At 75.3% G+C, this 26,577-nt stretch carries 30 protein-coding genes; 14 read left to right on the forward strand and 16 right to left on the reverse strand.

Going from position 1 to position 26,577, the window contains the following annotated elements:
- The first annotated feature begins 24 nt into the window (after positions 1-24).
- Both Ae717Ps2_RS12080 and Ae717Ps2_RS37325 read left to right on the forward strand, forming a co-directional pair.
- Positions 25-510, forward strand: a complete 486-nt coding sequence (locus tag Ae717Ps2_RS12080) for an HPP family protein (RefSeq protein WP_083702341.1) — start codon at positions 25-27, stop codon at positions 508-510.
- Positions 510-857 carry a CBS domain-containing protein gene (locus Ae717Ps2_RS37325; protein ID WP_075333385.1) on the forward strand — a complete coding sequence of 116 codons (348 nt, stop codon included), beginning with the start codon at positions 510-512 and terminating at the stop codon, positions 855-857. Before Ae717Ps2_RS12080 ends, Ae717Ps2_RS37325 begins: the two co-directional genes overlap by 1 nt.
- A 7-nt stretch (positions 858-864) precedes the next feature.
- Here Ae717Ps2_RS37325 and Ae717Ps2_RS12090 read toward each other — a convergent pair whose 3' ends face one another.
- Complete coding sequence (locus Ae717Ps2_RS12090) at positions 865-1,176, reverse strand: hypothetical protein (protein ID WP_075306557.1); 312 nt, start codon at positions 1,174-1,176, stop codon at positions 865-867.
- 190 nt (positions 1,177-1,366) lie between these two features.
- Here Ae717Ps2_RS12090 and Ae717Ps2_RS12095 point away from each other — a divergent pair, with 190 nt between their 5' ends.
- Positions 1,367-2,044, forward strand: coding sequence for a class II aldolase/adducin family protein (locus Ae717Ps2_RS12095; RefSeq protein WP_075306556.1), 678 nt, complete (start codon positions 1,367-1,369; stop codon positions 2,042-2,044).
- Here the strand turns inward: Ae717Ps2_RS12095 and mtnA are convergent.
- The 5 genes from mtnA to Ae717Ps2_RS12120 form a co-directional block, all read right to left on the reverse strand.
- On the reverse strand, positions 1,962-3,017 hold the full coding sequence (gene mtnA, locus Ae717Ps2_RS12100) for an S-methyl-5-thioribose-1-phosphate isomerase (protein ID WP_083695889.1): 1,056 nt from the start codon (positions 3,015-3,017) through the stop codon (positions 1,962-1,964). The two genes, Ae717Ps2_RS12095 and mtnA, sit on opposite strands and share 83 nt — an antisense overlap.
- A gap of 101 nt (positions 3,018-3,118) precedes the next feature.
- Complete coding sequence (locus tag Ae717Ps2_RS12105; RefSeq protein WP_075333386.1) at positions 3,119-4,471, reverse strand: sorbosone dehydrogenase family protein; 1,353 nt, start codon at positions 4,469-4,471, stop codon at positions 3,119-3,121.
- A 109-nt stretch (positions 4,472-4,580) separates the two neighbouring features.
- Positions 4,581-5,468, reverse strand: a complete 888-nt coding sequence (locus tag Ae717Ps2_RS12110) for an alpha/beta fold hydrolase (RefSeq protein ID WP_075333387.1) — start codon at positions 5,466-5,468, stop codon at positions 4,581-4,583.
- Positions 5,465-6,352, reverse strand: a complete 888-nt coding sequence (locus Ae717Ps2_RS12115) for an SDR family oxidoreductase (protein ID WP_075306553.1) — start codon at positions 6,350-6,352, stop codon at positions 5,465-5,467. Before Ae717Ps2_RS12115 ends, Ae717Ps2_RS12110 begins: the two co-directional genes overlap by 4 nt.
- A complete protein-coding gene (locus tag Ae717Ps2_RS12120) occupies positions 6,352-7,956 on the reverse strand; it encodes an NAD(P)/FAD-dependent oxidoreductase (RefSeq protein WP_075306552.1) in 1,605 nt (534 codons plus the stop codon). Before Ae717Ps2_RS12120 ends, Ae717Ps2_RS12115 begins: the two co-directional genes overlap by 1 nt.
- 118 nt (positions 7,957-8,074) lie before the next feature.
- Here Ae717Ps2_RS12120 and Ae717Ps2_RS12125 point away from each other — a divergent pair, with 118 nt between their 5' ends.
- Positions 8,075-9,127, forward strand: coding sequence for an AraC family transcriptional regulator ligand-binding domain-containing protein (locus Ae717Ps2_RS12125; RefSeq protein WP_075306551.1), 1,053 nt, complete (start codon positions 8,075-8,077; stop codon positions 9,125-9,127).
- 46 nt (positions 9,128-9,173) lie between these two features.
- Positions 9,174-9,995, forward strand: coding sequence for an enoyl-CoA hydratase/isomerase family protein (locus tag Ae717Ps2_RS12130; protein ID WP_075333388.1), 822 nt, complete (start codon positions 9,174-9,176; stop codon positions 9,993-9,995).
- On the opposite strand, the gene Ae717Ps2_RS12135 is transcribed toward Ae717Ps2_RS12130, so the two are convergent.
- The 6 genes from Ae717Ps2_RS12135 to Ae717Ps2_RS12160 form a co-directional block, all read right to left on the reverse strand.
- A complete protein-coding gene (locus Ae717Ps2_RS12135) occupies positions 9,992-10,999 on the reverse strand; it encodes a DUF5914 domain-containing protein (RefSeq protein WP_020622461.1) in 1,008 nt (335 codons plus the stop codon). The genes Ae717Ps2_RS12130 and Ae717Ps2_RS12135 overlap by 4 nt on opposite strands.
- 20 nt (positions 11,000-11,019) lie before the next feature.
- Complete coding sequence (locus Ae717Ps2_RS12140; protein ID WP_075333389.1) at positions 11,020-12,657, reverse strand: FAD-dependent oxidoreductase; 1,638 nt, start codon at positions 12,655-12,657, stop codon at positions 11,020-11,022.
- Positions 12,654-13,412 (reverse strand): class I SAM-dependent methyltransferase, encoded by a 759-nt coding sequence (locus Ae717Ps2_RS12145; protein WP_083702343.1) that lies wholly within the window; start codon positions 13,410-13,412, stop codon positions 12,654-12,656. Before Ae717Ps2_RS12145 ends, Ae717Ps2_RS12140 begins: the two co-directional genes overlap by 4 nt.
- Positions 13,413-13,496: 84 nt before the next feature.
- A complete protein-coding gene (locus tag Ae717Ps2_RS12150; RefSeq protein ID WP_233147532.1) occupies positions 13,497-14,678 on the reverse strand; it encodes a polyprenyl synthetase family protein in 1,182 nt (393 codons plus the stop codon).
- A gap of 210 nt (positions 14,679-14,888) precedes the next feature.
- Complete coding sequence (locus Ae717Ps2_RS12155) at positions 14,889-15,284, reverse strand: hypothetical protein (protein ID WP_075306548.1); 396 nt, start codon at positions 15,282-15,284, stop codon at positions 14,889-14,891.
- A 44-nt stretch (positions 15,285-15,328) separates the two neighbouring features.
- Positions 15,329-15,658 carry a hypothetical protein gene (locus tag Ae717Ps2_RS12160; protein WP_020626529.1) on the reverse strand — a complete coding sequence of 110 codons (330 nt, stop codon included), beginning with the start codon at positions 15,656-15,658 and terminating at the stop codon, positions 15,329-15,331.
- Between the two features lie 107 nt (positions 15,659-15,765).
- On the opposite strand from Ae717Ps2_RS12160, the gene Ae717Ps2_RS12165 reads away from it, so the two are divergent.
- Positions 15,766-16,716, forward strand: a complete 951-nt coding sequence (locus Ae717Ps2_RS12165; protein ID WP_075333390.1) for a hypothetical protein — start codon at positions 15,766-15,768, stop codon at positions 16,714-16,716.
- Here Ae717Ps2_RS12165 and Ae717Ps2_RS12170 read toward each other — a convergent pair.
- Genes Ae717Ps2_RS12170 through Ae717Ps2_RS12185 form a run of 4 tightly spaced genes read right to left on the reverse strand, consistent with a single transcriptional unit; the run spans position 16,670 to position 20,712 of the window.
- The gene (locus Ae717Ps2_RS12170; protein ID WP_075306546.1) at positions 16,670-17,890 is read right to left on the reverse strand and encodes an acyl-CoA dehydrogenase family protein; all 1,221 of its coding nucleotides are present in this window, start codon (positions 17,888-17,890) and stop codon (positions 16,670-16,672) included. The genes Ae717Ps2_RS12165 and Ae717Ps2_RS12170 overlap by 47 nt on opposite strands.
- A complete protein-coding gene (locus Ae717Ps2_RS12175; protein WP_075306545.1) occupies positions 17,887-18,789 on the reverse strand; it encodes a 3-hydroxyacyl-CoA dehydrogenase NAD-binding domain-containing protein in 903 nt (300 codons plus the stop codon). Before Ae717Ps2_RS12175 ends, Ae717Ps2_RS12170 begins: the two co-directional genes overlap by 4 nt.
- Position 18,790: 1 nt before the next feature.
- A complete protein-coding gene (locus tag Ae717Ps2_RS12180) occupies positions 18,791-19,525 on the reverse strand; it encodes an acetoacetate decarboxylase (protein ID WP_075306544.1) in 735 nt (244 codons plus the stop codon).
- The gene (locus Ae717Ps2_RS12185; protein ID WP_075333391.1) at positions 19,522-20,712 is read right to left on the reverse strand and encodes a CaiB/BaiF CoA-transferase family protein; all 1,191 of its coding nucleotides are present in this window, start codon (positions 20,710-20,712) and stop codon (positions 19,522-19,524) included. The genes Ae717Ps2_RS12180 and Ae717Ps2_RS12185 overlap by 4 nt, the downstream gene beginning before the upstream one ends.
- A gap of 85 nt (positions 20,713-20,797) precedes the next feature.
- Between Ae717Ps2_RS12185 and Ae717Ps2_RS38230 the strand changes: the two genes are divergently transcribed.
- From Ae717Ps2_RS38230 to crcB, 8 genes are all read left to right on the forward strand, one after another.
- On the forward strand, positions 20,798-21,508 hold the full coding sequence (locus Ae717Ps2_RS38230) for an IclR family transcriptional regulator (RefSeq protein ID WP_083695894.1): 711 nt from the start codon (positions 20,798-20,800) through the stop codon (positions 21,506-21,508).
- Positions 21,509-21,556: 48 nt separating this feature from the next.
- A complete protein-coding gene (locus Ae717Ps2_RS12195; protein ID WP_075333392.1) occupies positions 21,557-22,654 on the forward strand; it encodes a hypothetical protein in 1,098 nt (365 codons plus the stop codon).
- Between the two features lie 61 nt (positions 22,655-22,715).
- A complete protein-coding gene (locus tag Ae717Ps2_RS12200) occupies positions 22,716-23,225 on the forward strand; it encodes an SRPBCC family protein (RefSeq protein WP_020626521.1) in 510 nt (169 codons plus the stop codon).
- Between the two features lie 346 nt (positions 23,226-23,571).
- The gene (locus Ae717Ps2_RS12205; RefSeq protein WP_075306540.1) at positions 23,572-24,039 is read left to right on the forward strand and encodes a MarR family winged helix-turn-helix transcriptional regulator; all 468 of its coding nucleotides are present in this window, start codon (positions 23,572-23,574) and stop codon (positions 24,037-24,039) included.
- 84 nt (positions 24,040-24,123) lie between these two features.
- Positions 24,124-24,564 (forward strand): MarR family winged helix-turn-helix transcriptional regulator, encoded by a 441-nt coding sequence (locus Ae717Ps2_RS12210; protein WP_020626519.1) that lies wholly within the window; start codon positions 24,124-24,126, stop codon positions 24,562-24,564.
- Positions 24,561-25,808: an MFS transporter gene (locus tag Ae717Ps2_RS12215; protein WP_075333393.1), complete on the forward strand. Its 1,248-nt coding sequence runs from the start codon at positions 24,561-24,563 to the stop codon at positions 25,806-25,808. Before Ae717Ps2_RS12210 ends, Ae717Ps2_RS12215 begins: the two co-directional genes overlap by 4 nt.
- Positions 25,805-26,194 (forward strand): CrcB family protein, encoded by a 390-nt coding sequence (locus Ae717Ps2_RS12220; RefSeq protein ID WP_233147533.1) that lies wholly within the window; start codon positions 25,805-25,807, stop codon positions 26,192-26,194. Before Ae717Ps2_RS12215 ends, Ae717Ps2_RS12220 begins: the two co-directional genes overlap by 4 nt.
- Positions 26,191-26,559 (forward strand): fluoride efflux transporter CrcB, encoded by a 369-nt coding sequence (crcB, locus tag Ae717Ps2_RS12225; protein WP_075306538.1) that lies wholly within the window; start codon positions 26,191-26,193, stop codon positions 26,557-26,559. The genes Ae717Ps2_RS12220 and crcB overlap by 4 nt, the downstream gene beginning before the upstream one ends.
- Positions 26,560-26,577 lie beyond the last annotated feature (18 nt).

Genomic DNA, 26,577 nt, shown 5'->3' on the forward strand with positions numbered 1-26,577 from the left:
CGCCGCCGTGGTTACGGTGCGTCCATGGTGGTGCGTGCTCGTGATGTCATGACCGAACGCGTCGTCACGATCTGGGCGGACGCACCGCTGGCGCGGGCGCAGGAGCGGATGGCCGAGTCCCGGTTCTCCGCCCTGCCCGTCGTCGACCGCCGGTTCTCCCTGGTCGGGGTGATCTCGCTGGTGGACGTGCTGCGGCACCGCGACGACCCGCACGCCGTCGTCGGCGACGCGATGACCGAGCAGGTCGTGTCGGTGCTCCCGACGACGAACGTCTCGATCGTCGCGCACCGGATGCGCGTCTACGGCGAGCTGCGGCTCGTCCCGGTCGTCGACAAGGGAGTCCTGGTCGGCGTGATCACCCGCAGCGACCTGCTGCGGCACCGGCACTCCGGGGGACGGCTGCGGCGCACCGCCCGCCGGATCGGCGGTGTCCTCCCGGTCGCACCGCTGCCCGAGGCGATGGCCCCGCGCGGGGCCGGCCGACGTCGTCGCTGCGGGTCTCGGACGTGATGACCGACGGCGGGCTGGTCGCGATCCCGCCGGAGCTGGCCCTCGACGAGACCGCCGAGGTCCTGCTGTCCTACCGGTTCACCGCCGTCCCGGTCGTCGACGACCGGGACCACCTGCTCGGCATCGTCTCCGAGGCCGACCTCATGCACGGCTCCCTGGACGGGGGCCGGCGGCTGCGGGCCCGCACCGTGTCGGAGGTGATGACCCGCGACGTCGAGACGGTGCAGCCGGACGACCCGCTCACCGACGCCGAGGACCTGCTGTCCCGGCGCGGGTTCCGGGTCGTCCCGGTCGTCGACGCCGACGACGTGCTGGTCGGGGTGCTCAGCCGCAGCGACCTGCTCTGACCCGCGGTCAGGCCCCCGCCACCGGGGCGGTGGGCGCGGCCGGTGTGGCCGGTGCGCGGACGGCGTCGCACTCCTGGGCTGCCTTGGTGACCAGCGCCGAGAACGCCACCGGGTCCGCCAGCGACTGCGCCGGCAGCGCCCCGAAGTCCAGGTACTTCTGCAGACAGGCCAGCTGCGCGGCCTGGTCGGCCGGGGTCAGCGGCGGCTCGGTGGGCGGGGCGGGCTGCGCCGACGCGGTCCCGGCGGTCACGGCGGCCAGTGCGAGTGCGGCGGCGACGGCGCCTGCCGCGGTGGTGGCGGCACGCAGGGCGGTCCTCACGATGTGCTCGCTTCCTGCGCCGGGAACCGGCGCGGTCGGGGTCCTACCGCCCTCCGCGTGGCGTCCCGGCCCGGCCGGTGTCCGCGGTGCGACGATCGTGCGGCCCCGCGGCCACCCGGCGCGCCCCGACGAGGGCGGATCGACCCGGAGGTGTGACCCCCGGTCGGGGTGGGCGTGGGATCGTGGCGGGGTGCCCCACGACCACACCCCCGCCCGCGAGCTGCTGTGCACGTGGTCCCGCCGGATGGTCCGCGACGGCCTGGTCGTCGGCACCTCGGGGAACCTGTCGCTGCGCACCGGCGACCTGATCGCGGTCACCCCGTCCGGAGTGGACTACGAGACGATGACCGCGGCGGACGTCGTGCTCGTCGACGGGGCGGGCACGGTCGTCGCGGGCACCCGGGAGCCGACCAGCGAGCTGGGGCTGCACGTGGCCGCGCAGGCCCGGCCGGGGACGGGCGCCGTCGTCCACACCCACTCCCCGGCGGCGGTCGCCCTGTCGACGCTGTCCGACCACGTCCCGGCCGTGCACTACCAGCTCGCGATGTTCGGCGAGGGCGTGCGGGTGTCGGAGTACGCGCCGTTCGGTAGCCGCGAGCTGGTCGACAACGCACTCGCCGCGCTGGGGGAGTCCACCGCCGTCGTCCTCGGCAACCACGGCACGCTCGTGCTCGGCGAGACCCTCGGTGCCGCCTACGACGGCGCCCGCCAGCTGGAGTGGCTCTGCGACGTCTGGCTGCGCGCCCGCGCCGTCGGCGAGCCGCGGCTGCTGCCCGACGCCGAGATCAGCGCGGTGCGCCGGCGGTTCGCCGCCCAGCGGGCGAGGGTGCGGGCGACGACCCCGGCCCCCACGCCCGCTCCTCGGTGACGATCGCGGTCACCAGGTCGAACGGCGTCACGTCGAACGCCGGGTTGTAGACCGGGGTCCCGGGCAGGGTGAGCAGGGTGCCGCCGTGCTCGCGGACCTCGTCGGCTCCCCGCTGCTCGACGACGATGTCCGCGCCGGTCGGGGTGTGCGGGTCGATCGTCTCCTCCGGCGCGACCACCAGGAACGGGACCCCGGACCGGGCCGCGGCGCAGGCCAGCATGTAGGTCCCGATCTTGTTCGCGACGTCGCCGTTGGCCGCGATCCGGTCGGCCCCGACGAACACCGCGTCGACCAGTCCCGAGGCGATCGCCGCGGGGCCCGCCGAGTCGACGCACAGCCGGTGCGGCGCCCCGGCCGCGGCGAGCTCCCACACGGTCAGCCGCGCGCCCTGCAGCAGCGGGCGCGTCTCGCACGCCAGCACCTCGGCCAGCGCGCCGCGCTCGTGGAGCCGCAGGATCGCCCCCAGCGCGGTGCCGCCGTCGCCGGTGGCCAGCGGGCCGGTGTTGCACACGGTCAGCGCCCGCAGTGGGCGGTCCGGGCACAGCTCCTGCGCCAGGTCCGCGGCCCGGTCGGTCGCCGCGGCGTTGACCCGGGCGGCCTCCGCAGCCACGGCCCGTGCCCGTGCCAGCACCGCGGCCGGTCCGCCGTCGAGCGCCTCCAGGGCGCTCGCGACCCCCAGTCCCAGCGGGACGGCGGTGGGCCGGGCGACCGCGATCCGCTCGGCCGCGGCCCGTACCGCGGCGACGGCGACCGGCGTCGCGGTGCCGTGCAGGTGCGCGGCCAGCGCGACCCCGTAGGCGCCGGTGATGCCCAGGCTCGGGGCGCCGCGCACGGCCAGCGACCGGATCGCCTCGATCAGCTCGTCGACGGTGCGCAGGTACAGGTGCCGGGTCGCGGCGGGCAGCGCGCGCTGGTCCAGCAGGACCACCGTCGGGCCGCCCTCGTCGTCGCCGGCCCAGTCCACGATCCGCATCCGCCCGCACCCCCCGGGCATCCGCCCTCGGGTGCCCGGCAGAACCTATCGCGGTGCCGGAGACGGCCGGGGCCGACTGCGGCCCCGGTCACGGCGGGCACTCACCGTCCGGGCGGGGCCACCCGGTAGACCGCACCGGCGTCGTCGTCGGTCACGTAGACCGCTCCGTCCGGCCCGGCGACGGCCGCGACCGGCCGGCCCCAGCGCGCTCCCGACGGGTCCTGGAACCCGCCGACCAGGGTCTGCTGCGCGCCCAGGGCACCGTCCCGCCACGGGAAGAACGACACCTCCGGTGCCCGCGGCGGGTCCGCGTTCCAGGAGCCGTGCACCCCGGCCAGCGCTCCGGCCGCGTACGGCGCGGGCAGTACGCCCTCGGTGAAGGACAGCCCCAGCGGAGCCGAGTGCGCCGGGAACGACTGCTCCATCGGGGCCAGCGCCGCACAGTCCATCGCGCGCCCGCCGGGGTTGAGCTCGGCGTCGGCGACCAGTGCGACGTCGGTGAAGTCCTGCGCGGACCCCGCGACACCCGGGTCGGTGTCCGGATCCGGGTTGCAGAACGGCCAGCCCAGCTCGCGGCCCGGGGTGAGCCGGGCCAGCGGCTCGGCCGGGTGGTCGGTCACGTAGGCGTCGACGACCTTCCCGAAGGACGAGCCGGTGTCGTCGCCGTAGGGCCGGTCGTAGGGGTAGGGCACGTTGTCGCGGCCGTTCACCGCGGTCCAGACCGAGCCGTCGGGGGCGGTGGCCAGCCCGGTGCCGTTGCGGACGCCGGTCGCGAACGGCGCGGCGGGCCCGCCGGTGGGCGGCATCCGCAGGATCGACGCGCGCGGGGGAGTGGCGTCGCGGTCGGCGACCGAGATGTTGCCGGTCGAGCCGACCGAGACGTAGACCGCGCCGTCCGGGCCGACGGTGACCGACTTCAGCTCGTGGCCGTAGGCGCCGCGCAGGTCGGGGGAGTTGGCGTCGGGCAGGCCGGGGACGACGACCCGCCGCCCGGTCGCCGCGCCGCCGGCCCAGGTGAAGGCGGACACCTGGTTCGACTCGGCGACATAGAGGGTCGTGCCGTCCGGGGAGAACGCCAGCCCGTGCGGCTGGGTGAGCCCGGTCAGCAGCGGCCGCTGCGCACCGGTGCGCGACAGCGCCAGCACCCGGCCGTCGTCGGGCACCGAGACGAGCAGCTCACCGTCGGGGCTCCACACGGCCAGCCGGGCGTTCGGGACGCGGGCGAACACCGACATCGTCCAGCCGGCCGGGACGAGTGCGTCGCGGGGTTCGTCGAACGGGGCGGTCGCGGCCCCGGGCGGCACCGACACCGGGACCGGCACCAGGCCCGCACCCGCCGCGGCGACCGGGGCCTCGGCGCCGGACAACGCGTTGGTCACCGGGTTGGGGCCGGTGTCGCAGGCGGCGAGCAGGGGCAGCGTGACCAGGGCGGCCAGCCAGGGGGCGATCCGCATGAACCCGACGCTACGGCCGGAACGGGTCCGTCGCGCGGCGGGGCGCGCGGCCGCCGGACGAGCCCGGACCCGGCCGACCGGGCCCGGGCCCGACCGGCCCGGGCCCGGGCTACCGGGTGCCGGCGCGGGTGTCGCCGGGGATGCCGGCCTGCTGTCCCGCCCGGGCGAGGTGGTCCAGGGCCAGCGTCGCGAACGCGGCGGGCACCTCGATCTGGGGCATGTGCCCCACCCGGCCGAACACGTGCGTCGTGACCTGCGGGAGCCGGCTCGCCGCCCGCAGCTGGGCCGCGGGCAGGATCAGGTCCCGCTCGCCCCACACGACCAGCGTCGGCTTCGGCGCGCGGGCGAACGCGTCGAGCAGCGCCCGCCGCCAGCCCGGGCGGACGCCGCGGACGGTGCCCAGCTCGGCCGCGACCTCGGCGAAGGTCTGCGCGAACTCCGGCCGCCGCGCGATCTCCACGGCGCGGGCGACCCGCTCGTCGGTGACCAGGGAGCCGTCGACGAACAGGGACCGCTCCGAGCGTCGGGCGGCCGCGGCGTCGAGGTGGCCCAGCAGGAACCGGCCGAGCAGCGGCACCCCGATGACCCGCAGCGCGGGCGTCACCTCGGCCCCGAACCCGGCCGGGTCGGCCAGCACCAGCGAGACGACGCGCTCCGGGTGCCGGGTGGAGATCAGCAGCGCGACGGCGCCGCCGAGCGAGTTGCCCATGACGTGCGCCGGCCGGGTCTCGCCGAGCGCGTCGAGGGTGGCGAGCGCGGTGTCGGCGAGCTTCTCCAGCGTCGCCGGGCCGGGCACCCGGTCGGAGTGACCGAACCCGGCCAGGTCGACCGCGACCACCCGGTACCGGGACAGGAACTCGTGCTGCGGGTCCCAGTCCTCGATGCTCCGGCCGATCCCGTGCAGCAGCAGGACCGGCTCACCGGCCGGGTCACCGGACTCGCGGACCCGGATCCGGGTGCCCCCGACGTCGACGAAGCGGGGCTGCGGGACGGTCATCGCGCCCCCGCCGATCGCGCCGACTTCGCCGACTTCGCCGCCTTCGCGTTCCCCGAGGCACCGACGATCTTCGCGAAGATCCGGATGCTGTTCGCCGGGGCGAGCCGGGCCAGCAGGTCCGGGACCTTGGCGCTGATCCCGATGAGCAGCCGCGGGCGGCGCTTCTCGATGGCGTCGACGATCAGCTCGGCGGCCTTCTCGGCGGGGAAGGTCAGCAGCTTCTCGAAGTCCTTCTTCCCCCGCTCGGCCTCCTCGGCCGGGATGTTCACCCCGACCCGGGCGCTCGCGGCGATCCCGGTCCGGATGCCGCCCGGGTGCACCGTGGTGACGCTCGCGCCGACCTGGGCGAGCTCGGCGCGCAGCGCCTCGGAGAAGCCGCGGATCGCGAACTTCGACGACGAGTACGCCGACTGCCCCGGCGGGGCGATCAGCCCGAACAGGCTGGACACGTTGACCACGTGCGCGCCGGGGCGCGCGGTCAGCGCGGGCAGCAGGGCGTGGGTCAGCCGCACCGGGGCGCGGAAGTTGACATCCATGACCCAGTCGAACTCGTCGAGGGTCAGCCGGGCGAAGTCCCCGCCGAGCGCGACGCCGGCGTTGTTCACCAGCAGCCTGATCTCCGGGTGACCGGCCAGGATCCGGGCCGCCAGCGCGTCGACGGCCTCGCGGTCGGCCAGGTCGACGGTCTCGGTGGTCACCGACAGGCCGGGGTGCTTCGCGCGGATCGCGGCGGCGACGGTGTCGAGCCGGTCGCCGTCGCGGTCGACGAGCACGAGGTCGCTGCCGCGTTCGCCCAGGAGCTTCGCGACGTGCTCGCCCATGCCACCGGCGGCGCCGGTCACGACGGCGGTGCCCTCGGCGAAACGGAACGGTGAGCGGGCCATCAGGAAGCCACCTCCTGCTGTGCGGCAGCCGGGGCGGCGGTGCCGGATCCGGTGCCGGTCGTGGCGTCGGCGGCGATGCCGGCCGCGGTCGGGGTGGGGACGCGGGCCTCGCGGGCGCCCAGCGCCGAGGCGGGGGTGAGGATCATGTCCCGCTTGAGGTCGGCCCGGCCGAGCCCGACGGCGTCGAGGAAGAAGTTCTGGTGCAGCCGCCACGGGTCCTTGCGGCCCTGGCGGGGGAACAGGTGCTCGGAGCGCTTCACGTAGTTCGACTCGATGTCGAGCAGCGGGCGGTCCGGCGAGACGGTCGGGGCCGGGGTGGCGATCGCGATCCGCTCGCGGTCCATCAGCGCCAGCAGCTTCGGCACGTAGCGGGCGACGAGGTCGGCGCGCAGCGTCCAGGACGCGTTGATGTAGCCGATGCAGAACGCCAGGTTCGGGATGCCCGAGAGCATCAGGCCGCGGTAGGTGACGGTCTTGCCGATGTCCACCTGCTCGCCGTCGACGTGGATCGTGATGCCGCCCAGCGGGCTCAGCGACAGCCCGGTCGCCGACACGATCACGTCGGCCTCCAGCTCCTCGCCGGAGCGCAGCCGGATGCCGTTGGCGGTGATCCGGTCGATGTGGTCGGTGACGACCGAGGCGTCCCCACGGTTGATCGACTTGTAGAAGTCGCCCTCCGGGATGACGCACAGGCGCTGGTCCCACGGGTCGTAGCTCGGGGTGAAGTGCTGGTCGACGTAGGCCTCGTCCTTGAGGAACTTCAGGGCGAGCCCGCGCAGGACCTTCTTCACCCGCTCCGGGCGGCGCCGGGCGAGCTGGTAGAACGCCTGGGTCAGCGTCACGTACTGCAGGCGCAGGATGGCGTGCGCGAGCTTCGCGGGCAGGAAGCGGCGGAGCTGGTCGGCGACCGGGTCCTTGCTGGGCAGCACCGTCAGGTACGACGGCGAGCGCTGCAGCATGGTGACGTGCCCGGCCCGGGCGGCCAGCGACGGGATCAGGGTGACGGCGGTGGCGCCGGAGCCGATGACGACGACCTTCTTGCCGGTGTAGTCCAGGTCCTCCGGCCAGAACTGCGGGTGCACCCAGGTGCCGGCGAAGTCCTCCCGGCCCGGGAACTCGGGCTGGAAGCCCCGGTCGTAGTCGTAGTAGCCCGAGCACATGAACAGGAACGAGCACGTGTAGCGCTTCGGGCCGTCGGCGGTGGTGGTCTCGACGGTCCACCGCGCGGTGGTGGAGTCCCAGGAGGCGTCGACGACCTTCGTGCCGAACCGGATCCGCTCGGTCACGCCGTACTCGCGGGCGGTCTCGGTGATGTAGCGGCGGATGTCGGCGCCGTCGGCGATCGACTTCGGCTCGCGCCACGGCCGGAACGGGTAGGCCAGGGTGAACATGTCCGAGTCCGAGCGGATGCCCGGGTAGCGGAACAGGTCCCAGGTGCCGCCGATGTTCTCGCGGCCCTCCAGGATCACGTAGTCCTTGCCGGGCAGCTCCTGGTGCAGCCGGGCCGCCGCACCGATACCGGAGAGCCCGGCCCCCACGATGATCACGTCGCGGTGCTCGACGGCGGTGCCGTCCGGAGCGGGTGTCGTACCGGCCTGGGTCATGTGGTCCTCCTCATCGGGCGCGTCCGCGCTGACTACCTCTGTCGACCGGGGTCCAGTGTGCCCCAAACCTACCCGGAGTAACTTGACCTGGCGCGACAACAACTTACCCTCGGGCGACATGGGAACCGGATCACTCACCCGGGCGAGGGCGTTGCGCGGGTTCGTCGCGCTGGTCGGGGAGCTGGGCGGCGACGGCGCCGAGCTCTTCGCCCGGTTCCGGATCCCGATCGACGCCGTCGAGGGCAACGACCCGGACGCACTGGTCCCGACCCGCTCGGTCGCCAGGGTGCTGGAGACCGCCGCCGCCGAGCTGGGCTGCGGCGACCTCGGGCTGCGCCTCGCGCAGCGGCAGGGCCCGGAGATCCTCGGCCCGCTGGCCGTCGCCGTCGAGGCGTCCCCGACGCTGGGGGCCGCCCTGGACTGCGCCTCGCGCTACCTCTACGTGCACAGCCCGGTGCTGACCGTCGGCGCGGTGCCCGACCCGGAGGGCGTGCCGGGGGTGACCGGCGTGGCGTACGGCAGCACCGAGCCGCTCCCGCCGCAGGTCGCCGACCTCGGCACGGGGGTGCTGCACCGGATCGTGAGCCTGCTGGCCGGCGGGCCCTACGGCCTGCGCTCGGTGCACCTGCCGCACGAGGCACCGCCTGCCCCGGAGCGGTTCCGCGAGTTCTTCGGGGCCGAGGTCCGCTTCGACCGGCCGGCCGCGGTCCTGCGGGTGCCCGGCGACCTGCTGCGAAGGCCGGTGGCCGGCGGGGACGAGACCGTCCGGGCCATCGCGATCGAGTACCTGGAGACCCATTTCGCGCGCCCAGGCCGCACCGTCACCGACCGGGTGCGAGCCGCGGTCGACCGGTCGCTGGGCACCGGGCCGGTGCGCATCGGCTCGGTGGCCCGGCTGCTGCGGGTGCACCCACGGACCCTGCAACGCCACCTCGCGGCCGAGGGCACGACCTTCGAGACCGTCGTCGACGAGGCGCGTCGGGACACCGCCGAGCGGCTCATCCTGCGGACCGACCTGCCGTTCACCCAGGTCGCGGCCATGGTGGGGCTGGCCGAGCAGTCCGCGCTGTCGCGGGCGGCGCGGCGCTGGTTCGGCGAGTCGCCCCGCGCACTGCGCCGGGCCGGCCCGGGCGGGCTGCCGGCGCCCCCGGTGCCGGCCGCCCACGGGTGACCATCATCCGCGGGGGTGGCAGGGTGCTCACCACGGTCGCCCGACGATGGGCCCGACGAAGGGGGTACGCGTGTCCGACGCGGTGCTGCTCACCCGGCTCGACGGCCCGGTGCTCACCCTCACCCTGAACCGCCCGCACCGGCGCAACGCGATCGACCGGGCGCTGTGGGACGCCCTCGGCGAGGCGCTGCACCGGGCCACCGTCGACGAGGCGGTCCGCGCGGTCGTCGTCACCGGCGCCGGTGGTGCCTTCTGCGGCGGCGCCGACCTCGACCCGGCTGCCCGCGGGGCGGACGCCGAGCACCCGACCCGGCTGATGCGGCGGATCAACGACGTCGCGCTGGCGCTGCACGAGCTGCCGGTGCCGTCCGTCGCGGTCGTCGACGGTGTCGCCGTCGGTGCCGGGTGGAACCTCGCGCTGGGCTGCGACCTCGTCGTCGCCACCCCCGCGGCGCGGTTCTCCCAGATCTTCGCCCGCCGCGGCCTGTCGGTGGACTTCGGCGGGACCTGGCTGCTGCCCCGGCTGGTGGGGATGCAGCAGGCCAAGCGGCTCGCGCTGCTCGCCGAGACGATCGGCGCCGAGGAGGCGCACGCGCTCGGCCTGGTGACCTGGGTCGTCGACGGCGACGAGCTGCCCGCGTTCGTCGCCGACATCGCCGGCCGGCTCGCGGACGGACCGCCGGTCGCGCTGGCCAGGGACAAAGCGATGCTGCCCGCCGCGACCCGGTCGTCGTTCGCCGAGGCACTCGACGCCGAGGCCACCTCGCAGGCGATCAACTTCGTCACCGACGCCCCCGAGGGGATCGCCGCGTTCGTCGAGCGCCGCGACGCCGGGTTCGACGGGCGGTGGCGGTTCGAGCGGACCTAACGCGCCCGCAGCGCGTAGCGGCGCTCGGCGTAGTCGAGGTCGTCGCGCCACAGCTTCGTGGCGGCCGCGGCCATCGCCGGGCGGATCGCCGGGGCGAGCCGGGTCGCCACCGCGAAACCGGGCCGGTCCGACCCGGCGACGACGGCCTCGATCACCGCGGTGCGCGGCCGCCCGTCGGGGCCGGGGCCGAGCGGGGTCGCGTGGGTCTCGACGACCGACCCGACACCCTCGCCCTCCACGATCCGCATGACCACGGTGCGCGGCTCCGGGCACACGAACTCCGCCCGCACCGGCACACCGAGCCCCGGCCCGACCTTGAAGGTGACGCTCACGAGGAACCGGTCGTCGTCGGGGGCGACGTCGGTGACGGCGGGCGCGGAGTCCACCGTCAGCCGCTGGAACGAGTACGGGTGGAACCAGGCGCCGTGCCACGGGTCGAGCCGGTTGGCGACGATGTCCTCCGGCTCGCACACCCCGGTCAGCGTGGTGACGGCGTCGAGCACCGCGCCGGCCGGTCGGGCCGGGACGACGGGGGCGTCGGTCGGCTCCTCGCCGCCGAGGTCGTCGAGCCGCACCCAGACCAGGACCCCGTCGTCGTGGACGGGCAGCACCGCCCAGCCCGGGCCGGACCGTGCGCCCAGGCGCAGCCCGTGCCAGCGGCACACCAGCTCGCCGCAGTCGACGGCGGCCAGCGCCATCGGCGCACCGAGGTGCGGGCAGGCGCCGGGACCCACCCGGACCGTGCCGTCCTCCTCCCGCCACGCGACGAGCTCGGTCCCGCCGACCCGGACGCCGTGCGGCCGGTCGCGGCGGATCTCGCGGCTCGCGGCGACGACGAACCAGTTCCCCGACGGACGTGCCTGCGCCCGCTCCAGCGCGGCCGAGATCAGCTTCGGGTCCGCGCCGGCGTAGGTCGGCTTCTGCGCCGCCCACCGCTGCGACGGCAGCGGCTGCAGCGGCCAGTGGGACGGCCAGTTCTCGGTGAGCCGGGAGAGCAGGGTCATGGCGTGGTGTCCTTCGGAGGTCAGGTGCGCATCGCGTACTCGGCGGCGCGCCGCAGCGGGCCGAGGCGGCCGCTGGTGGGGACGGTCTCGAGGGGGTGGCCGGCCAGACCCCAGCCGGCGAGCAGCCGGTTCGCCGCCTGCCAGCCTGTGCTCGCCGCCCGCTCCATGAGCGCGACGGGCAGGTCGATCCGGATGCCGTCGCCGGCCAGCACCAGGCCGTCGACGGGGGTGGCGACCGTGGGCCGCCGCGCGAAGTCGCCGATGCCGAGCATCGGGCAGTCCGCCCGCCACTGCACCAGCTCGCCGACCACCCCGGCACCCGCGGTCTCGGGGTAGAGCTCGTGCAGCCGGGCGACCGTGCGACGGCGCAGCTCGGCGGTCCAGGCGTCCTCGCCCGTGCCCGGCGGCGGCGCCGCGGAGTAGGCGTGGAGCTCCACGACGGACCCGCCGTGGTGGGCCGCCCAGCCCGCGGCGTCGCGCTCGTAGCGGTCCAGCACGGAGATGTTGTCGAGCGGGTCGAGCCCGCCGGTGCCGAGGAACGGCGGGCGGGCGGCGTCGACGGGCCGGTCGAGCCACAGCCGTTGCACGAGGAACGGCGGGGCGCTGCCCAGCGCGGCGACGTCGGCGCGCCAGCGGGCGAGCGCGTCCGGCCCGTCGACGGCCGAGACGGGGTCGCCCAGACTGGGGGAGGCGGCGACGATGTCGCGCAACCCGCGCACGTCCGGGGCCAGCACGACCGCGTCCGCCTCGCTGCTGCCGCCGGTGCCGCCGCCGTCGTGATGATTCACGTGGAACCGTCCACTGCCGACACCGTCCGCCGGGGAGCGTCCTGCCGGGGATCGTTCGACCGAGGAGACCGTGACCCCGGTCCGGAACGTGACGCCGCGGGTGGTCAGGTAGTGGCGCAGCGGTTCCCACAGCGCGGTGTCGAAGCCCGCGTCGGGCACGTCGAACATCAGGCCCTCGGAGGAGCCGAGGAAGTAGATGTGGAACATCGTCGCGAGCTCGGCGGCCGACATGGTCGAGGGCGGTGCGAAGAAGCTGCGGGAGAACACCTCGAACGCCAGGTGCCGGGCCGCGGGCGGGAAGTTGATCGACTCGACGAAGCTCTGCGCGTCGACGTGGTCGATCGCCTCGTAGATGCCGGGCACGCTGACCGCGGCCAGCGGCGCGGCGGCGCGGGCGTCGAGGCGCAGCAGGTCCGACGGGCGGAAGGTGGGGCTGCGCAGGGCGAACAGCACCGCGTTCCACGGCGGGGTGCGCGGCAGTCCGCGGAAGGTGTCCCGGCGCCCGTCGGCGTCGACGAGCGGGTAGTCCTCCAGGGGCACCAGCCGCTCCAGCCCGGGGTCGCCCCGGCGCAGCAGCGCGCGCAGGTTGTAGTACTGGCGGAAGAACGCGTGGAAGCCGCGGCTCATCGACACCGGGGTGCCGTCGGGCAGCGGCTCCGACCAGCCGCCGACCCGCCCGCCCAGGTAGGGCTCGCGCTCCAGCAGCTCGACGACGACCCCGCGCTCGGCGAGCCCGGTCGCCGCGGCCAGCCCGGCGATCCCGCCGCCGACGACGACCACCCGCGGTCGCCGCCCCAGCTGCCCGGCGTCGCCGAGGCCGCCGGCGGGCTCGTGGCGGACCCGGCGCGGGTCGGTCGGGCGGGCGGTCACGACCGCGTCCCGAGCACGGTGTGCACGACGCCGTTCTGCCAGCCGGTCATGGTCTCGGAGTGCACGGCGTCGAACCCGGCGCCGCGGACCCGGTCGCGCAGGCGGCCGATGCCGTCGAAGGTGTTCACGCTGCGCCACAGATGCCGGTACAGCGCGGTCTCACCGGTGGTCATCCGGCCGAGCGGCACGATGATCCCCCAGCAGACCGCGTGCCAGGACAGCCGGGCGCGGGGCGAGTCGGCCACCGAGTACTCGTGCAGCGCGAGCACCCCACCGGGGCGCAGCAGGTCGTGGAAGCGGCGCAGCTGGGCGTCCGGGTCGTCCAGGTTGCGCAGCAGGTAGGCGGCGAGGATCCCGTCGAACGGGCCCTCGACCCCGTTCTCGGCGAGGGCCTCGGCGGTGGAGTGCACGAACCGCACCGACGCCGGCCACGGCTTGGTGCGGGCGCGCTCCAGCATCCCGGCCGAGGCGTCGACGGCGACGATCTCGGCGCGCGGGGCGACCCCGAGCAGTGCCGCGGTGGAGGCCCCGGTGCCGCAGCCCGCGTCGAGCAGCCGCAGTCCGGCGCCGTCCCGGGGCAGCCGCATCCGGGCCGCGGAGGCGCGCAGGTGGTCGTGGTAGCCGGGGTTCATCCCGACCAGCCGGTCGTAGTCGGCTGCGCCGTCGTCGAAGTGCGACGGCACCTGCTCGCGCGGCAGACCCGCACGGCCGACGGTTCCGGGGCGGGCGGGGCGGGACGGGGAACGGTCGGCCATGTCCGCGAGCCTAGGACCGCCCACGGCGCCCGGCGCGTCGGGTCGCATCCTGGTGCACCGCAGCCGTTCGCGGGGCGGGCCCGGTCAGGAGACCCGGTCGGCGCAGCGCACGGCCATCCCCCGCAGCACCGCGGCGACGTCGTCGCCGAGCAGCCCGCCGTCGACCGCACCGTCCACCAGCCGCAGCGCGCCCTGCACCCGGGTGGCGATGAGCTCCTCGATGCGGCGGCGGGCGCCGGTGGACTCGATCGCGACCCGCGCCGCGGCGACGTCGTCCGGACCGTCGGTCTCGTCGGAGCCGTGCAGCAACGCGTCGAGTGTGTCCCGGGTGGCCGGCCCGGCGACCTCGCGGGCCAGCACGACCAGGCTGGTGGCCTTGCGCTCGGCCAGGTCGTCGCCCGCGGTCTTGCCGGTGGCGTCGGTGCCGAACACGCCCAGCACGTCGTCGCGCATCTGGAAGGCCTCGCCGACCATCGTCCCGTAGTCGCCGAGGGCGGTGAGCAGCTCCGGCCCGGCGCCCGCCATCGCGGCACCGAGCTCCAGCGGGCGGCGCACGGTGTAGTTGCCGGACTTGCGACGCAGCACGTCCATCACCTCGTCGAGGGTGGGGACGCGGCGGGCCTCGTTGAGCAGGTCGGCGAACTGGCCGACGGCCAGCTCGGAGCGCATCTCGTCGTAGCGTGGCCAGCCGCGGTCCAGCGCGGCGCGCGGCAGCCCGCTCTCGCGCATCGCCTGCTCGGCCCAGACCAGGCACAGGTCGCCCAGCAGGACCGCGCCGGACTCGCCGAACCGCTCCGCGGAGCCGGACATGCCCTGGCCGCGATGCCAGGAAGCGAGCTGGACGTGCACCGTCGGCCGGCCGCGACGCAGCTGCGAGCGGTCCATGACGTCGTCCTGCAGCAGCGCGAACGCGTGCAGCAGCTCCAGCCCGGACACCGCGGCCAGCGCGGCGGGGGAGTCCGGGGCGGCGGCCCGCCAGCCCAGGTAGCCGAACATCGAGCGCAGGTACTTGCCGCGACCGACGAAGTCGCTCAGCACCCCGGTCACGACGTCCGCCCCGCGCATCGAGTGGACGTGCTCGGCGCAGCGACGGCGCACCGTCTCCGCGACCTGCTCACGGACCCGGTCGCGGATCTCCTCCGCCCAGCCCGGATGGGTGGGGACGAGCTCGGGGCGCCCGGGCTGTCTGGTCTGCACGGAGGTGGTCTTCACAGAGCCGGTCTGCACGGACGTGGTCGTCACCGACGTGCTCTTCACGGACGTCACGCGGCCTCCCGTCGGGTCGCCTGGGGTGGTGGGCGGCCGGACGTCGGCGTCCGGACCCGGTCGGGAGCCGAGGGCGCCGCCGGGCCGGGTCCTGTCGAGGGTATGGGGGGTACCGTCATCGCGCGCGCCGAACCGGACGGACCACCCCGGTAGTGTTCGGACGGACGCGTCCGCATGGTTCGGGTGACCCCCGTCACCGACCCGGGCCGGTCAGCCGGCGCGGAGGAACGACCACGCGGCCAGCCACACCGATCCGGCGACCAGCGCCATCGCCCCGGGCACGTGCACGACCAGGCCCGGGATGCTCCCGAACCACGCCTGGACGAAGGTGAACGCGAAGACCGCGACGGCGAGCACGGACGGCCACCACGACCCGGCCGTGACGACCCGCAGCCACACCGCGGCCGCCGCGGCGAGCCCGGTGACGACGTGCAGCACGATCGCCCCGGCGCCGTGCGGACCGACGTCGCCGCCGGTGAACAGGCCGGCGGCTGTCACGAACTGCCAGGCCAGGACCACGACCGAGGCGGTGGCGAGCACCCGCAGGGCCAGGACGGGCGTGGAGCGGACGGCGTCGGGTGCGGCGTGGCGGTGTGGGACGGTCATTCTTCCAGTCTGCCGAACCGGCCGCAGGTGTACGAACCGGGCGTTCACGCCATCGCAGGTGCGAGTGCCCGCACGCCCACGACGGCCGACCACGCCGGGAGGAAGTGCCGCGCCGGGTCGAGCGCCCGGACGCCGGTGACCGGCACGAAGTGGTGGTCCACGAACGCGCGCAGCGCCGCGGAGTGGCCGCACGGGCCCGGCACGTACGCCACGTCGTCACGCCAGCCGCACTCGCAGGCCGCGCGGTAGGCGACGGCCGGTGCGCGACGCGCGTCGGCCCAGATCCCCGTCGCGCGACCGTCGGCGGTGTCCGCGCTGACGAAACCCTCGTGGTCGTCCGACCCGGGGATCTCCACCGGTCCGATGTAGAGCACGTCGGTGATCCTCCCCGGGAGCCGGACGTGCGCAACGCCGGGGGGCCGGGAGGGCGCCCCGGTTCGCCCGGCGGTCGCCGACCGGTCCCGCGTGGCAGGCTGGACCGGTGACGGACGACGCTCGGGGCGAGGCGGTGCTGGGCGCGGCGACCGACGCGGCCCGCCGGGAGTTCGGTGACGACCTGGTGGCGGCCTACACCCTCGGCAGCCTCGCGCACGGAGGGTTCGCCCCCGCGGTCAGCGACGTCGACCTGGCCCTGGTGCTGTCGGAGACCGGCGGCGGCACGGCGTCGCGGGTGCACGACGTCGTCGCCGCGGCGCGGGACGCCGCCGCGGGCACCGACGGGCTGGCCGAGCGGCTCTCGGTGTTCTGGGCCGACCCGCACACCGTCCGCCACGGCCCCGGTGACCGGCCGGCCCGGCTGCCCGCCGTCGACCGGCTCGACCTGCTCGACTCCGGGGTGCTGCGCCACGGCACCGACGTGCGTGACGGCGCCGTGCGACCCACCCACGACGAGCTGGTCCGCGGCTCGGCCGGGTTCCTCGTCGAGCGGGTCGACGACGCCTGGCTCGCCGGGATCGCCGACCCGGCGGCACTGCTGTCCCGCGGGCCGCGGGCGGTCACCAAGACGGTGCTGTTCCCCGTCCGGTTCCTGCACACCCTCACGACCGGGGAGATCGGCCGCAACGACGCCGCCGTCGCGTCCTACGACGGCGAGCACGGCGCTCTGGTGACCGCGGCCCTGCGGTGGCGCGGCGGGACGCTCGGCGACCGGGTCGCCGCCTGGTCGCTGCTGACCGACCACCTGGCGGGGCTCTACCGGGAGTGCGTCGACGCCCACCTCGCGGCGCTGCCCGATGCCGACCCCGTCGTCGCCGGGCTGCGGGCCCTGCGCGACGCCGTGGCGCTTGTCGGTGCTCCACGGGCCGTGCCGAGGGGCCGGCTCGGTGCTTCGCCGGCCGTGCCGAGGGGCCGGCTCAGTGCTTCGCCGGCCGTGCCGAGGAGCCGGCTCAGTGCTTCGCCGGCTTCCGCCCCACGAACGCCCCGATCCCCGTGACCGCACGCCCCACGACCAGGGTGTTGATCTCCTTGGTGCCCTCGTAGGAGTAGAGGGCCTCGGCGTCGTTGAAGAAGCGGCCGACCTTGTTCTCCAGCAGGATGCCGTTGCCGCCGAACACCTCCCGGGCCCGCGCGACGGCGTCGCGCAGCATGATCGTCGCCTGCCGCTTGGCCAGGGCCGCCTGCTCGTCGCGGAAGGTGCCGTCGTCCTGCATCTGCGCGACCTTGACCGCCATCCCGAGCGAGGCCACGACGTCGCCCAGGATCGACACGAGATGGTCCTGCACCAGCTGGAACGACGCGATCGGCTGCCCGAACTGGACGCGCTCGACGGCGTAGTCGCGGGCCAGCTCGTACACCCCGGCCATCGCGCCGACCGCGTTCCAGGCGACCCCGCCGCGGGTCACCCGCAGCACCCGGTTGGTGTCGCGGAAGGACTCCGCGCCCGGCAGCCGGTTCGCCTCGGGCACCCGCACACCGTCGAAGGTGAGGTCGGCGTTCTGCACCGAGCGCAGTGCGAGCTTGCCCTCCATCTTCGTCGCGGTGAAGCCGGGCATGTCCTTCTCGACGACGAAGCCCTTCACCGGGCCGCCGGTGGGGTCGTCGGTCACGTCGCGCGCCCACACGACCACCAGGTCGGCGAAGGTGCCGTTGCCGATCCAGCGCTTCGCGCCGTCGATCACCCACACCGCGTCGGCGCCGTCCCCCTCGCGCCGCGCGGTGGTCTCCAGCCCGCCCGCGACGTCGGAACCGCCGTGCGGCTCGGACAGCGCGAACGCCCCGATCAGCTCCATCCGCCGCATGGCGGGGAGCCAGCGCTGCTTCTGCTCCTCCGAGCCGCACAGGTCGATCGAGGTGAGCGCGAGCCCGGCGTGCACGCCGAAGAAGGTCGCCATCGAGGGGTCGACGCGGGACAGCTCCATCGACACGAACGACGTGAGCAGCCGCGAGTACGCGGGCCGGTCCGGCCACTCCCGGGCCAGGCCGACGACGTCGAGCTCGGCGAAGCCGGGGATGAGCTCGTACGGGAACTCGGCGCGGTCCCAGTAGTCGTCGGCGATCGGGGCGATCCGGGTCTCGGCGAACTCGCGGACCCGGGCGAGGATCTCCCGCTCCTGCGGGCCGAGCAGGTCGACGTAGCCGAAGAGGTCGGCGGGCAGAGGTGCGGTCATGACTGCTCCAGAATGTCGTCGCGGGCGGCGAGCACGGCGGTCTCGGCGCGGTCGCGTCCGGTGGTCAGTGCCTCGCGGCTGGGGCCGTAGGCGTCCTCGGTGGCGCTGCTGATCGCCTCGACGGTGTCGGCGTCGAGTGCGGGGTTCCCCAGGTCGGCCCAGCGGCGCGCCATGCCCGGGCCGAGGTGCTCGAGCAGGTGGCGCAGGCCGCCGTCACCGCCGCCGAGGTGGAAGGACAGGAACGGCCCGCCGGTCGCCCAGCGCGGGCCGAGCGCCCCGGTGACGACGCGGTCGAGCTCGGCGGGGGAGACCACGCCGTCGCGGACCAGGGACACGGCCTCGCGGAACAGCGCCGACTGGAGCCGGTTCCCGACGAAGCCGTACACCTCCTTGTGGATCTCGACCGGGTCCTTGCCGACGCCGCGCAGGAACACCGCGGCCCGCTCGACGGCGTCCCGCCCGGTCCGCCGCCCGGCGACGAGCTCGACGAGCGGCAGCACGTGCGGCGGGTTGAACGGGTGCGCCACCAGCAGCCGCGCGGCGGCGTCGTCGGGCAGCTCGGCGGCGATGTCGCTGGGCAGGATCCCGGAGGTGGAGCTGAGCAGCAGCGCCCCGGCAGGGGCGTGCGCCGCCACCGTCGCCCAGATCTCCCGCTTGACCGCCAGGTCCTCCGGGCCCTGCTCCTGGACGACGTCGGCGCCCGCGACGGCGACGGCGAGGTCGGGCTCGCACACGACCCGGTCGAGCAGGTCCGGCGAGCCGAAGCGCGCCACCCCGGTCTCGACGACGTCGGCCAGGTCCGGCCGCGGGTCGGTGACGACGACGTCGTGCCCGGCCGCGGCCAGCAGCACCGTCCAGGAGACGCCGATCGTGCCGGCGCCGATCTCGGTGATCCTCATGTCAGCGCTCCAGGTAGTCGTGCACGGTCTCGACCGGCGCCAGGGTGAGGTCGGTGAGCACGTGCGATGCGGAGACGACCTCGCGCACCGGCAGGTCCGCCAGCGGTGCGAGGACGTGGTGGAACAGCTGCAGCCGCGCCGGGCCGGTGAAGGCGCGCTTCACGGTCAGGTCGGTGATCCGGGTGCGGACCAGGCGGGCGTCGACCGGGCCGGAGCGGCCGGGGACGAGCTTGACCATGAACGTCGGGACGCCGATCTGCGCGGCGGCCTCGGCCGGGTCGAGCGGGGCGTGCTGGTAGGCCATCGTGGCGACGGCGACCGGCAGCGACCCCTTGTGCAGGGTCCCGACCAGCGCGCCGTCCTCCACGGCCAGCCTCGGGGTGCCGAACGCCTTGGGATAGGCGCTCTGCTCGCGCCCGGCGAAGGTGGCCGGCGAGTTGTCCAGCCACATCCCGTGCAGGTACTCGCCCTGCTCGCCGTCGAAGGAACAGGCCAGCGCCTGACCGGACTCGGTGTAGGGGCCGAACCCGTCGACGTCGCCCATGTGCATGACCTCGAACCGGACCAGCGGGTCACCGGCCACCAGCGGCTCGGGCAGGGCGTGGCGGAACGCGTCGGGGTCGGTGCGGTAGACGACGTTGAGGTACTCGCGGTCGGTGAACCGGTGTGCCCCGGGCGGGAACGCCGGCGCGGTGAGCGGGGTGGTCCCGGCGGCGAGGACGTCGGCGGCCCTCATCGGACCAACACCCCCTCGGCGACGAGCGCGTCGATCTCGTCCTCGGTGCGCCCCAGCTCGCGCAGCACCGCGGCGCCGTCGGCACCGAGCGCGGGGGCGGGGGTGCGCATCCCGGCCGGGGTGGCCGAGAGCCGGACCGGGAAGCCGATCGAGCGGTAGCGGCCCTCGGTGGGGTGCTCGGCCTCGGTCAGCAGGCCGCCGGAGGTGACGTACGGGTCGGTCTCGGCGTCGTCGACGGCGAGCACCGGCGCGAACGGGATCGAGTGCTCGGCGCAGAGCGCCGCCCACTCGTCGGTGGTGCGCTGCGGGGCGAGCTCGCCGATCAGTGCGTACAGCTCGGGCTGGTGCGCCGCCATCGCCGGCGAGGTGGCGAACCGCTCGTCGGCGGCCAGGTCCTCACGGCCGGCCGCGGCGAAGAAGTCCGCGATGTTGCGCGGGGTGTAGGGCAGGATGCACGCCCAGCCGTCCTTCGTCGCGACGGCCTCGTGCCCGGCCGCCATCGACCGGTTGAACCCGGTCGGGCCCTCCGCGGGCACGAAGGTGTGCCCGGACAGGTGCTCCACCAGGTTGAACGCGAGCAGCGTGTCGGTCATCGGGACCTCGACCAGCTGCCCCTCACCGGTGGCCCGCTGGTGGATCACCGCGGCCAGCGTGGAGTAGGCGATGGTCAGCGCGCACACCTTGTCCGCGAGGATCGTCGGCGCGTACGACGGGGTGCCGGTCGCCCGCCGCATCAGGTCCACCACCCCCGAGGACGCCTGCACGATCTCGTCGTAGGCGGCCCGGTCGGCCAGCTCGGAGTCGCTGCGGAAGCCCTGCGCCCGCACCTGAACCAGACGCGGGAAGCGTTCGGCGACCCGCCCGGGATCGAGCCCGAGCCGCTCCAGCGCACCGGGGCGCATGTTCGTGACGAGCACGTCGGCGGTGTCGAGCAGATCGTCGAGCACGGCCCGCCCGGCGTCGGTCTTGAGGTCGAGGGCGACCGAGCGCTTGTTGCGGTTCACGTTCAGCGCGAGCGCACCCATGCCGGGGTGGCGCTGGGGCAGCGTCCGGCGGGTCATGTCCCCGGCCGGCGGCTCGATCTTGATCACCTCCGCGCCCAGGTCACCCAGGATCTGGCAGGCGTAGGGGCCCATGACCACCGAGGCCAGGTCGATCACCCGCAGCCCGTCCAGTGCGCCACCCATGTCGTGCTCCCTCCGGTCGGTCCGCGATCACGTTCTCCATGAGCATGGCTAACTTCTCTCGCTCCTGCGAGCTACCCTTACCCATATGCGTAAGCACCACCGGACGGTGGACCGGGTCGCGGGTCTGCTCGAAGCCGCCGCGCGCCGCCCCGACGGCAGCACCCTCTCCGCGCTGGCCCGGCGCGTCGGTGCCCCGGTGTCCTCGGTGCAGAAGCTCGTCGACGGTCTCGTCGCCACCGGCTACCTCGACGAACGCGACCGTCGCTACACCCTGGGGCCCGCGCCGTGGATGCTCGCGGCGAGAGCGGGAGAACCACCCGTCCCGGCGATCCCGCACGAGGCACTCGACCAGCTGGCCCGGCACACCGGCCTGCCCGTGCTCCTCGCCGCCCGGATCGGCGACGACGCCGTCTACCTCGACTGGGCCGGCGCCGACGAGAGCTTCGACGTGGCGTTGTCCGCCCGGGTCCGCGCGCCGCTGCCCGACACCGCTGCCGGCCGGGTCCTGCTCGCCCACCTCGCCCCGGCCGAGCGCAAGCGGGTGGCGCTGGCCGCGCACGACGGCGACCCCGGCGCCGCCGCCGCGCTGCTCGACACCTGTGCACGGATCCGCACCGACGGGTTCGAACGCGGGGCGAGCGGCGCCCTGTTGCCCGGGGCGGTCGCCGTCGCGGTCGCACTCCGCCACGACGGCCGGGTCACGGGGGCGCTCTCGGCCGCCGACCGCGGGTTGGGACCGCTGCCCCGCGGGGTCGCCGACGCTCTCGCCGACGCCGCCGACGCGTGGTCGACCTGAGCCGCCGCGCGACGTTTGCCGACCGGTGTGCCGGGAAGGCGGCGGTCGATGCGTACCGACTGGATCCGAGCCCTGAACGACAGCGACGGCCCCTTCGCGACCGTCGTGCTCGACGCCACGCACGACACCGCCGACGCGACCGAGCAGTACCGCCTGCGCTGGCGCGACCTGCGTGAGCGCCTCGCCGACTCCGGCGCCGATTCCTCGGCGCTCGCCGTCCTCGACGAGGCCGTGACCGCCGCCGACGCCCCCGACGGCACGGCCGGGCGGGTACTGGTCGCCGACGCGACGCGGGTGCTGCTCGACCGGCACACCGAGGTCCCGCCCGAGCGCGGGACCGCGACCTGGGGTGCGGTCCCGGACCTGCTGGGCGTGCTCGGCGCGGTGGGGGAGGACGTGGCGACCGTCGTCGTCGCGCTCGACCGGACCGGCGGTCGGATCCGCGGCGTCGACGGCACCGTCGAGGAGGTGTCGACCGACTCCGGCGGCCCGGTCCACAAGGCGAACGTCGCAGGCCCCGGCGAGGGCTCCGCGGACGCCCGGGTCGAGGAGACCTGGAAGCGCAACGCCCGGGCCGTCGCCGAGCGGGTCGACAAGGTCGTCCGCGGCGGCAACGCGGACCTGCTCGTCGTCGCCGGGGACGCGGAGTCCCGGGCCCGCCTGCGCGACGAGCTCCCGCCGGCCTCGGCCGGGATCATGGCCGAGATCGAGAACACCGGCGGCACGGCGCCCGAGCAGGTCGACGACACCGTCCGCGCCGCGGCCGACGAGGTCCGCGAGGCCCGCCGCGGCGAGGCCGTCGCCGGCTTCGCGACCGCCTCCGGCCGCGACGACGGGCTCGCCGTCACCGGGCTCGGCGACGTCGTCGGGGCCACCCGTGCGCACGCCGTCGAGACGCTGCTGGTCGACCCGTCCGCGGTGCCCGGGACCGAGCTGGTCGCCGGGACCGACCCGGCGGCAGTGGGGGAGAAGGCCGACGAGCTCGTCGGTGACACCCCGGTGCTGTCCGGCCCGGCCGCGAACGTGCTCGTCCGGGCGGCCGCCGCGACCGATGCTGCCGTCGTGCTGGTCCACCCGGACGACGAGGTCTCGCTCACCGACGGTGTCGGCGCCGTCCTGCGCTTCCCGGTCGGTCCCGCCGCCTGAGCCCGCGACCGTCGTGCTCCGTCCCGGGCCGTACCGGCCGGGACGGGGCATGATCGGTTCCATGAGCGACCAGCGGATCGAGACCTCCCGCATCGTCGACGCGAGCCCGGCCGAGATCTTCGCCGTGCTCCGTGACCCGCGTGGGCACGTGGCCATCGACAGCTCCGGCATGCTGATGTCGGCCGAGGGCGAACCGGTCTCGGCGGCCGGGGACACCTTCGTCGTGCACATGGACCGCGAGTCGCTCGGCGACCGTCCGATGGGGCGCTACGACGTCACCGTGCACATCGCGAGCTACGTGCCGGACCGCGAGATCTCCTGGACCATCGTCGGCGTCATGCGCCCGCCGGTCGGCCACGTGTACGGCTACCGGCTGGAGCCGGTCGACCAGGCCGATGGCGGCGGCACCCGGGTCGTCTCGTGGTGCGACTGGTCCGACATCCACCCGCAGTACCGCGACTCCGACCTGTTCCCGGTGATCTCCGCGGCGTCGCTCAGGGCGACCCTGGGCATCCTCGCCCGGACCGTGCAGACGTTCCCGGCACCGGTGGTCGCCGTACCACCGTCGTAGCGGTCCGCCGTCACCCCGCTGTCACCCCGTTGTCGTAGCGCGGTGCCGACGACCGGGCCACGGTGCGCGCCGGCACTGGGCGGTGCGGGTGAACCGGACCTGTTTGCGATTGAACCGCGCACGGCCGGGGAATCCTGGGGCCACGAACGCACGACACGAACTCCTGCACGGACCGGGCGCTGGGGAGCCTTCCGGTCCGTGGGCCCCGGGTCCGGGGTGCGACCGCTTCGGGGGTGGTCGCACCCCGGACCCGTTCCTCGTCGCGGCCACCCCGGCGGGCCGTCGCGGCACGCCGGATCCCGCGGGCTCGGATGTACTCCCGACGCCGAACGCATACCCTGTGGGAATGACCGAGCCCGGAACCGTGGCGCCGCTGGCGCTCGACGAGCAGCTCTGTTTCGCGCTCCACTCGGCGTCCCGCGCGATGACCGGGTGCTACCGCCCGATCCTCGACGCCATCGGGCTGACCTACAGCCAGTACGCGGTCCTGCTCGTGCTGTGGGTCGAGGAGACGGTGCCCCAGCGGGAACTCGGGGAGCGCATGTTCCTCGACAGCGGCACGTTGTCGCCGATGCTGACCCGGCTGGAGGGCCGCGGGCTGGTCACCCGCGCCCGTCGCCCGGACGACGAGCGCACCGTGCAGGTGTCGCTCACCGAGAAGGGCAAGGCGCTGCGGGACCAGGCCGCCGCCGCACAGGACGAGGTCATCAAGGCCACCGGCATGTCGACGGACGAGCTGTTCCGCCTCCGGGACGACCTGCAGCGGCTCGCCTCCCGCCTCCGGGCGTCGGAGGCCGGGGCCGCCTCGGCCTGACCGGGGCCGCACCACGCGTCCGCGCCGCGGCGCGGATCGTTGCACGGGTATATGCTTGCCGACAGGCAATCATATGGAGTGTGCATGAGCGGCCTCGACCCCGACGAGCTGGCGCGGCTGCGCACGGACCTGGCCCGGATCGCCCGGGGCCTGGACCGGGCCACCCGCGGCTCCGACCTCACCCGCAGCGCCCTGTCGGTGCTCGGCACCGTCGCCGTCCGCGGCCCGATCGGGATGGGGGAGCTCGCCACCGTCGAGGGCGTCAACCCCACGATGCTGTCGCGTCTGGCCGGCAAGCTGGAAGCCGCGGGGCTGCTCGTCCGCGACACCGACCCCGACGACGGCCGCGCCGTGCGCGTCGCGGTCACCGAGGCGGGCGCGGCCGAGCACCGCCGACGCCGCGAGGAACGCACCCGTCTGCTCGGCACACACGTCGACGCCCTGACCCCCGACCACGCCGCACGGCTGCGGGCCGCGCTGCCCGCGCTCGACGCGCTCGCCGCGGCCCTGCGGGACGCACGGTGACCGCCGGCCCGGACCAGGCACCCCGGCGGGCGCTCGCCCGGACCTTCGCGTCGCTGTCCGGCCACAACTACCGGCTCTGGGTCGGCGGTCAGTCGATCTCCCTGGTCGGCACCTGGATGCAGTCGATCGCCCAGTCCTGGCTGGTCTACGAGCTGACCGGGTCCGCGGCCGTGCTCGGTACCGTCGTCGCCGTCCAGACCGTGCCCACGCTGCTCCTCGGGCCCTACGCCGGGGTGTGGGTGGACCGGCTCGACCGGCGACGGCTGATGATCGGCCTGCAGACGATGATGGGCCTGCAGGCCGCCGCGCTCGCCGTGCTCACCCTCACCGGCACCGTCGCGCTCTGGCACGTCTACGTGCTGGCCGCGGTGCTCGGGCTGAACAAGGCCGTCGAGAACCCGGCCCGGCAGACCTTCGTGCACGAGCTCGTCGGCCCCGACGACCTCCGCAACGCCGTCACCCTCAACTCGGTCCTGGTCAACGCCGCGCGCGCGGTCGGTCCCGCGGTCGCCGGGCTGGTCATCGTCGCGGGCGGGACCGGGATCTGCTTCGCGGTCAACGCGGTCAGCTTCGTCGCCGTCGTGACCTCGCTGCTGCGCCTGGACACCTCCGCGCTCGTGCCCACCGCGCCGGCGCCGCGGGCGCCCGGGCAGCTGCGCGAGGGACTCGCGCACGTGCGGGACAACCCCGAGCTGCGGGTCCCGCTGGTGATGATGGCGTTGATCGGCTGCCTGGCCTACGAGTTCCCGGTGGTGTTGCCGGTGGTGGCCTCGCAGACCTTCGGCGGCGACGCGAGCACCTACGGCTGGCTGACCGGCGCGATGGGTGTCGGCGCGGTCGTCGGGGGGCTCGTCGTCGCCGGGAACGGGCGCACCGGGGTGCCGATGCTGGTGCGCACCGCGCTGCTGTTCGGCCTGGTCATGGGGCTCGCCGCGATTGCGCCGTCGCTGTGGGTCGCGCTGGTCGCGATGGGGCTGGTCGGGATGGCCAGCGTCGCGTTCATGGCGGGCGGCAACTCGACGCTGCAGCTGGCCTCGGCCCCGCACATGCGGGGGCGGGTGATGGCGCTGTGGTCGGTGGCCTTCCTCGGCTCCACCCCGATCGGCGGCCCGATCGCCGGCTGGGTCAGCGAGCAGTGGGGTGGTCGCGGCGGGCTCGCGCTGGGGGCGGTGGCCTGCCTGGTCGCGGCCGCGATCGGCCTCCCCACGCCGCGCCGCGCCGCCCGGGCGGAGGCCGCGTCGTGAGCGCGCCCGGCCGGCCGGCGGTGCTCACGGCCGTCGCCGCCGGCGGGGTGGTGGGCGCCGAGGTGCGCTGGCTGCTCGGGCTCGTCGGCCCGCCGGCACCGTGGACGACGCTGATCATCAACGTCACCGGCTGCCTGCTCATGGGGATGCTGATGGTGCTGGTCACCGGGCGGTTCTCCGCCCACCCGCTGGTCCGACCGGCCCTCGGGGTCGGGGTGCTCGGCGGGTACACGACGTTCTCCACCTACGCCGTCGACGTCGCCGCGCCGGCGTTCGGGTCACCGGGGTCGCTCGCGCTGATGGTCGGCACCCCGGTGCTCGCCGTCGCCGCGACGGCGCTCGGCGCGAGCCTGACCCGCGCGCTCGCCGGGGGCGGAGCCCCATGACGGCGCTGCTCGTCGCCCTCGGTGCGGCCGTCGGGGCGCCACTGCGCTACCTGGTCGACACCGCGGTGAAGGCGCGGACGCCGTCGGCGTTCCCGTGGGGCACCTGGGTGATCAACGTGGTGGGGTCGTTCGTGCTGGGTGCGGTGGTGGCGCTGACCCCGTCGGCCGGGGCGGGGTTCGCCGCGCTGCTCGGCACCGGGTTCTGCGGGGCGTTCACCACCTACAGCACCTTCGGCTGGGAGACGCTGTCGCTGCTCGAACGGGGTCGTACCGCGCTCGCCGTGGGCTACGCGGCGGCCAGTGCCGTCGTCGGTGTCGCGGCGGCGCTGGCCGGGCACGCGCTGCTCACCGCCGTGGCCGGCTGAGCGCGCCGGGAGACGGCG

The organism is Pseudonocardia sp. Ae717_Ps2, assembly GCF_001932475.1.
GTDB lineage: Bacteria > Actinomycetota > Actinomycetes > Mycobacteriales > Pseudonocardiaceae > Pseudonocardia.

Coding starts and splice junctions, on each gene's coding strand:
- Ae717Ps2_RS12120 (WP_075306552.1), bottom strand. CDS start 7,956: ATGACCCAGGCCGGTACGACACCCGCTCCGGACGGCACCGCCGTCGAG.
- Ae717Ps2_RS12080 (WP_083702341.1), top strand. CDS start 25: ATGGTGGTGCGTGCTCGTGATGTCATGACCGAACGCGTCGTCACGATC.
- Ae717Ps2_RS12210 (WP_020626519.1), top strand. CDS start 24,124: ATGAGCGGCCTCGACCCCGACGAGCTGGCGCGGCTGCGCACGGACCTG.
- Ae717Ps2_RS12200 (WP_020626521.1), top strand. CDS start 22,716: ATGAGCGACCAGCGGATCGAGACCTCCCGCATCGTCGACGCGAGCCCG.
- Ae717Ps2_RS12170 (WP_075306546.1), bottom strand. CDS start 17,890: ATGACCGCACCTCTGCCCGCCGACCTCTTCGGCTACGTCGACCTGCTC.
- Ae717Ps2_RS12175 (WP_075306545.1), bottom strand. CDS start 18,789: ATGAGGATCACCGAGATCGGCGCCGGCACGATCGGCGTCTCCTGGACG.
- Ae717Ps2_RS12155 (WP_075306548.1), bottom strand. CDS start 15,284: ATGACCGTCCCACACCGCCACGCCGCACCCGACGCCGTCCGCTCCACG.
- Ae717Ps2_RS12145 (WP_083702343.1), bottom strand. CDS start 13,412: ATGGCCGACCGTTCCCCGTCCCGCCCCGCCCGCCCCGGAACCGTCGGC.
- Ae717Ps2_RS12135 (WP_020622461.1), bottom strand. CDS start 10,999: ATGACCCTGCTCTCCCGGCTCACCGAGAACTGGCCGTCCCACTGGCCG.
- Ae717Ps2_RS38230 (WP_083695894.1), top strand. CDS start 20,798: ATGCGTAAGCACCACCGGACGGTGGACCGGGTCGCGGGTCTGCTCGAA.
- Ae717Ps2_RS12130 (WP_075333388.1), top strand. CDS start 9,174: ATGGGCCCGACGAAGGGGGTACGCGTGTCCGACGCGGTGCTGCTCACC.
- Ae717Ps2_RS12125 (WP_075306551.1), top strand. CDS start 8,075: ATGGGAACCGGATCACTCACCCGGGCGAGGGCGTTGCGCGGGTTCGTC.
- Ae717Ps2_RS12185 (WP_075333391.1), bottom strand. CDS start 20,712: ATGGGTGGCGCACTGGACGGGCTGCGGGTGATCGACCTGGCCTCGGTG.
- crcB (WP_075306538.1), top strand. CDS start 26,191: ATGACGGCGCTGCTCGTCGCCCTCGGTGCGGCCGTCGGGGCGCCACTG.
- Ae717Ps2_RS12115 (WP_075306553.1), bottom strand. CDS start 6,352: ATGGCCCGCTCACCGTTCCGTTTCGCCGAGGGCACCGCCGTCGTGACC.
- Ae717Ps2_RS12205 (WP_075306540.1), top strand. CDS start 23,572: ATGACCGAGCCCGGAACCGTGGCGCCGCTGGCGCTCGACGAGCAGCTC.
- Ae717Ps2_RS12195 (WP_075333392.1), top strand. CDS start 21,557: ATGCGTACCGACTGGATCCGAGCCCTGAACGACAGCGACGGCCCCTTC.
- Ae717Ps2_RS12110 (WP_075333387.1), bottom strand. CDS start 5,468: ATGACCGTCCCGCAGCCCCGCTTCGTCGACGTCGGGGGCACCCGGATC.
- Ae717Ps2_RS37325 (WP_075333385.1), top strand. CDS start 510: ATGACCGACGGCGGGCTGGTCGCGATCCCGCCGGAGCTGGCCCTCGAC.
- Ae717Ps2_RS12180 (WP_075306544.1), bottom strand. CDS start 19,525: ATGAGGGCCGCCGACGTCCTCGCCGCCGGGACCACCCCGCTCACCGCG.
- mtnA (WP_083695889.1), bottom strand. CDS start 3,017: ATGCGGATCGTGGACTGGGCCGGCGACGACGAGGGCGGCCCGACGGTG.
- Ae717Ps2_RS12105 (WP_075333386.1), bottom strand. CDS start 4,471: ATGCGGATCGCCCCCTGGCTGGCCGCCCTGGTCACGCTGCCCCTGCTC.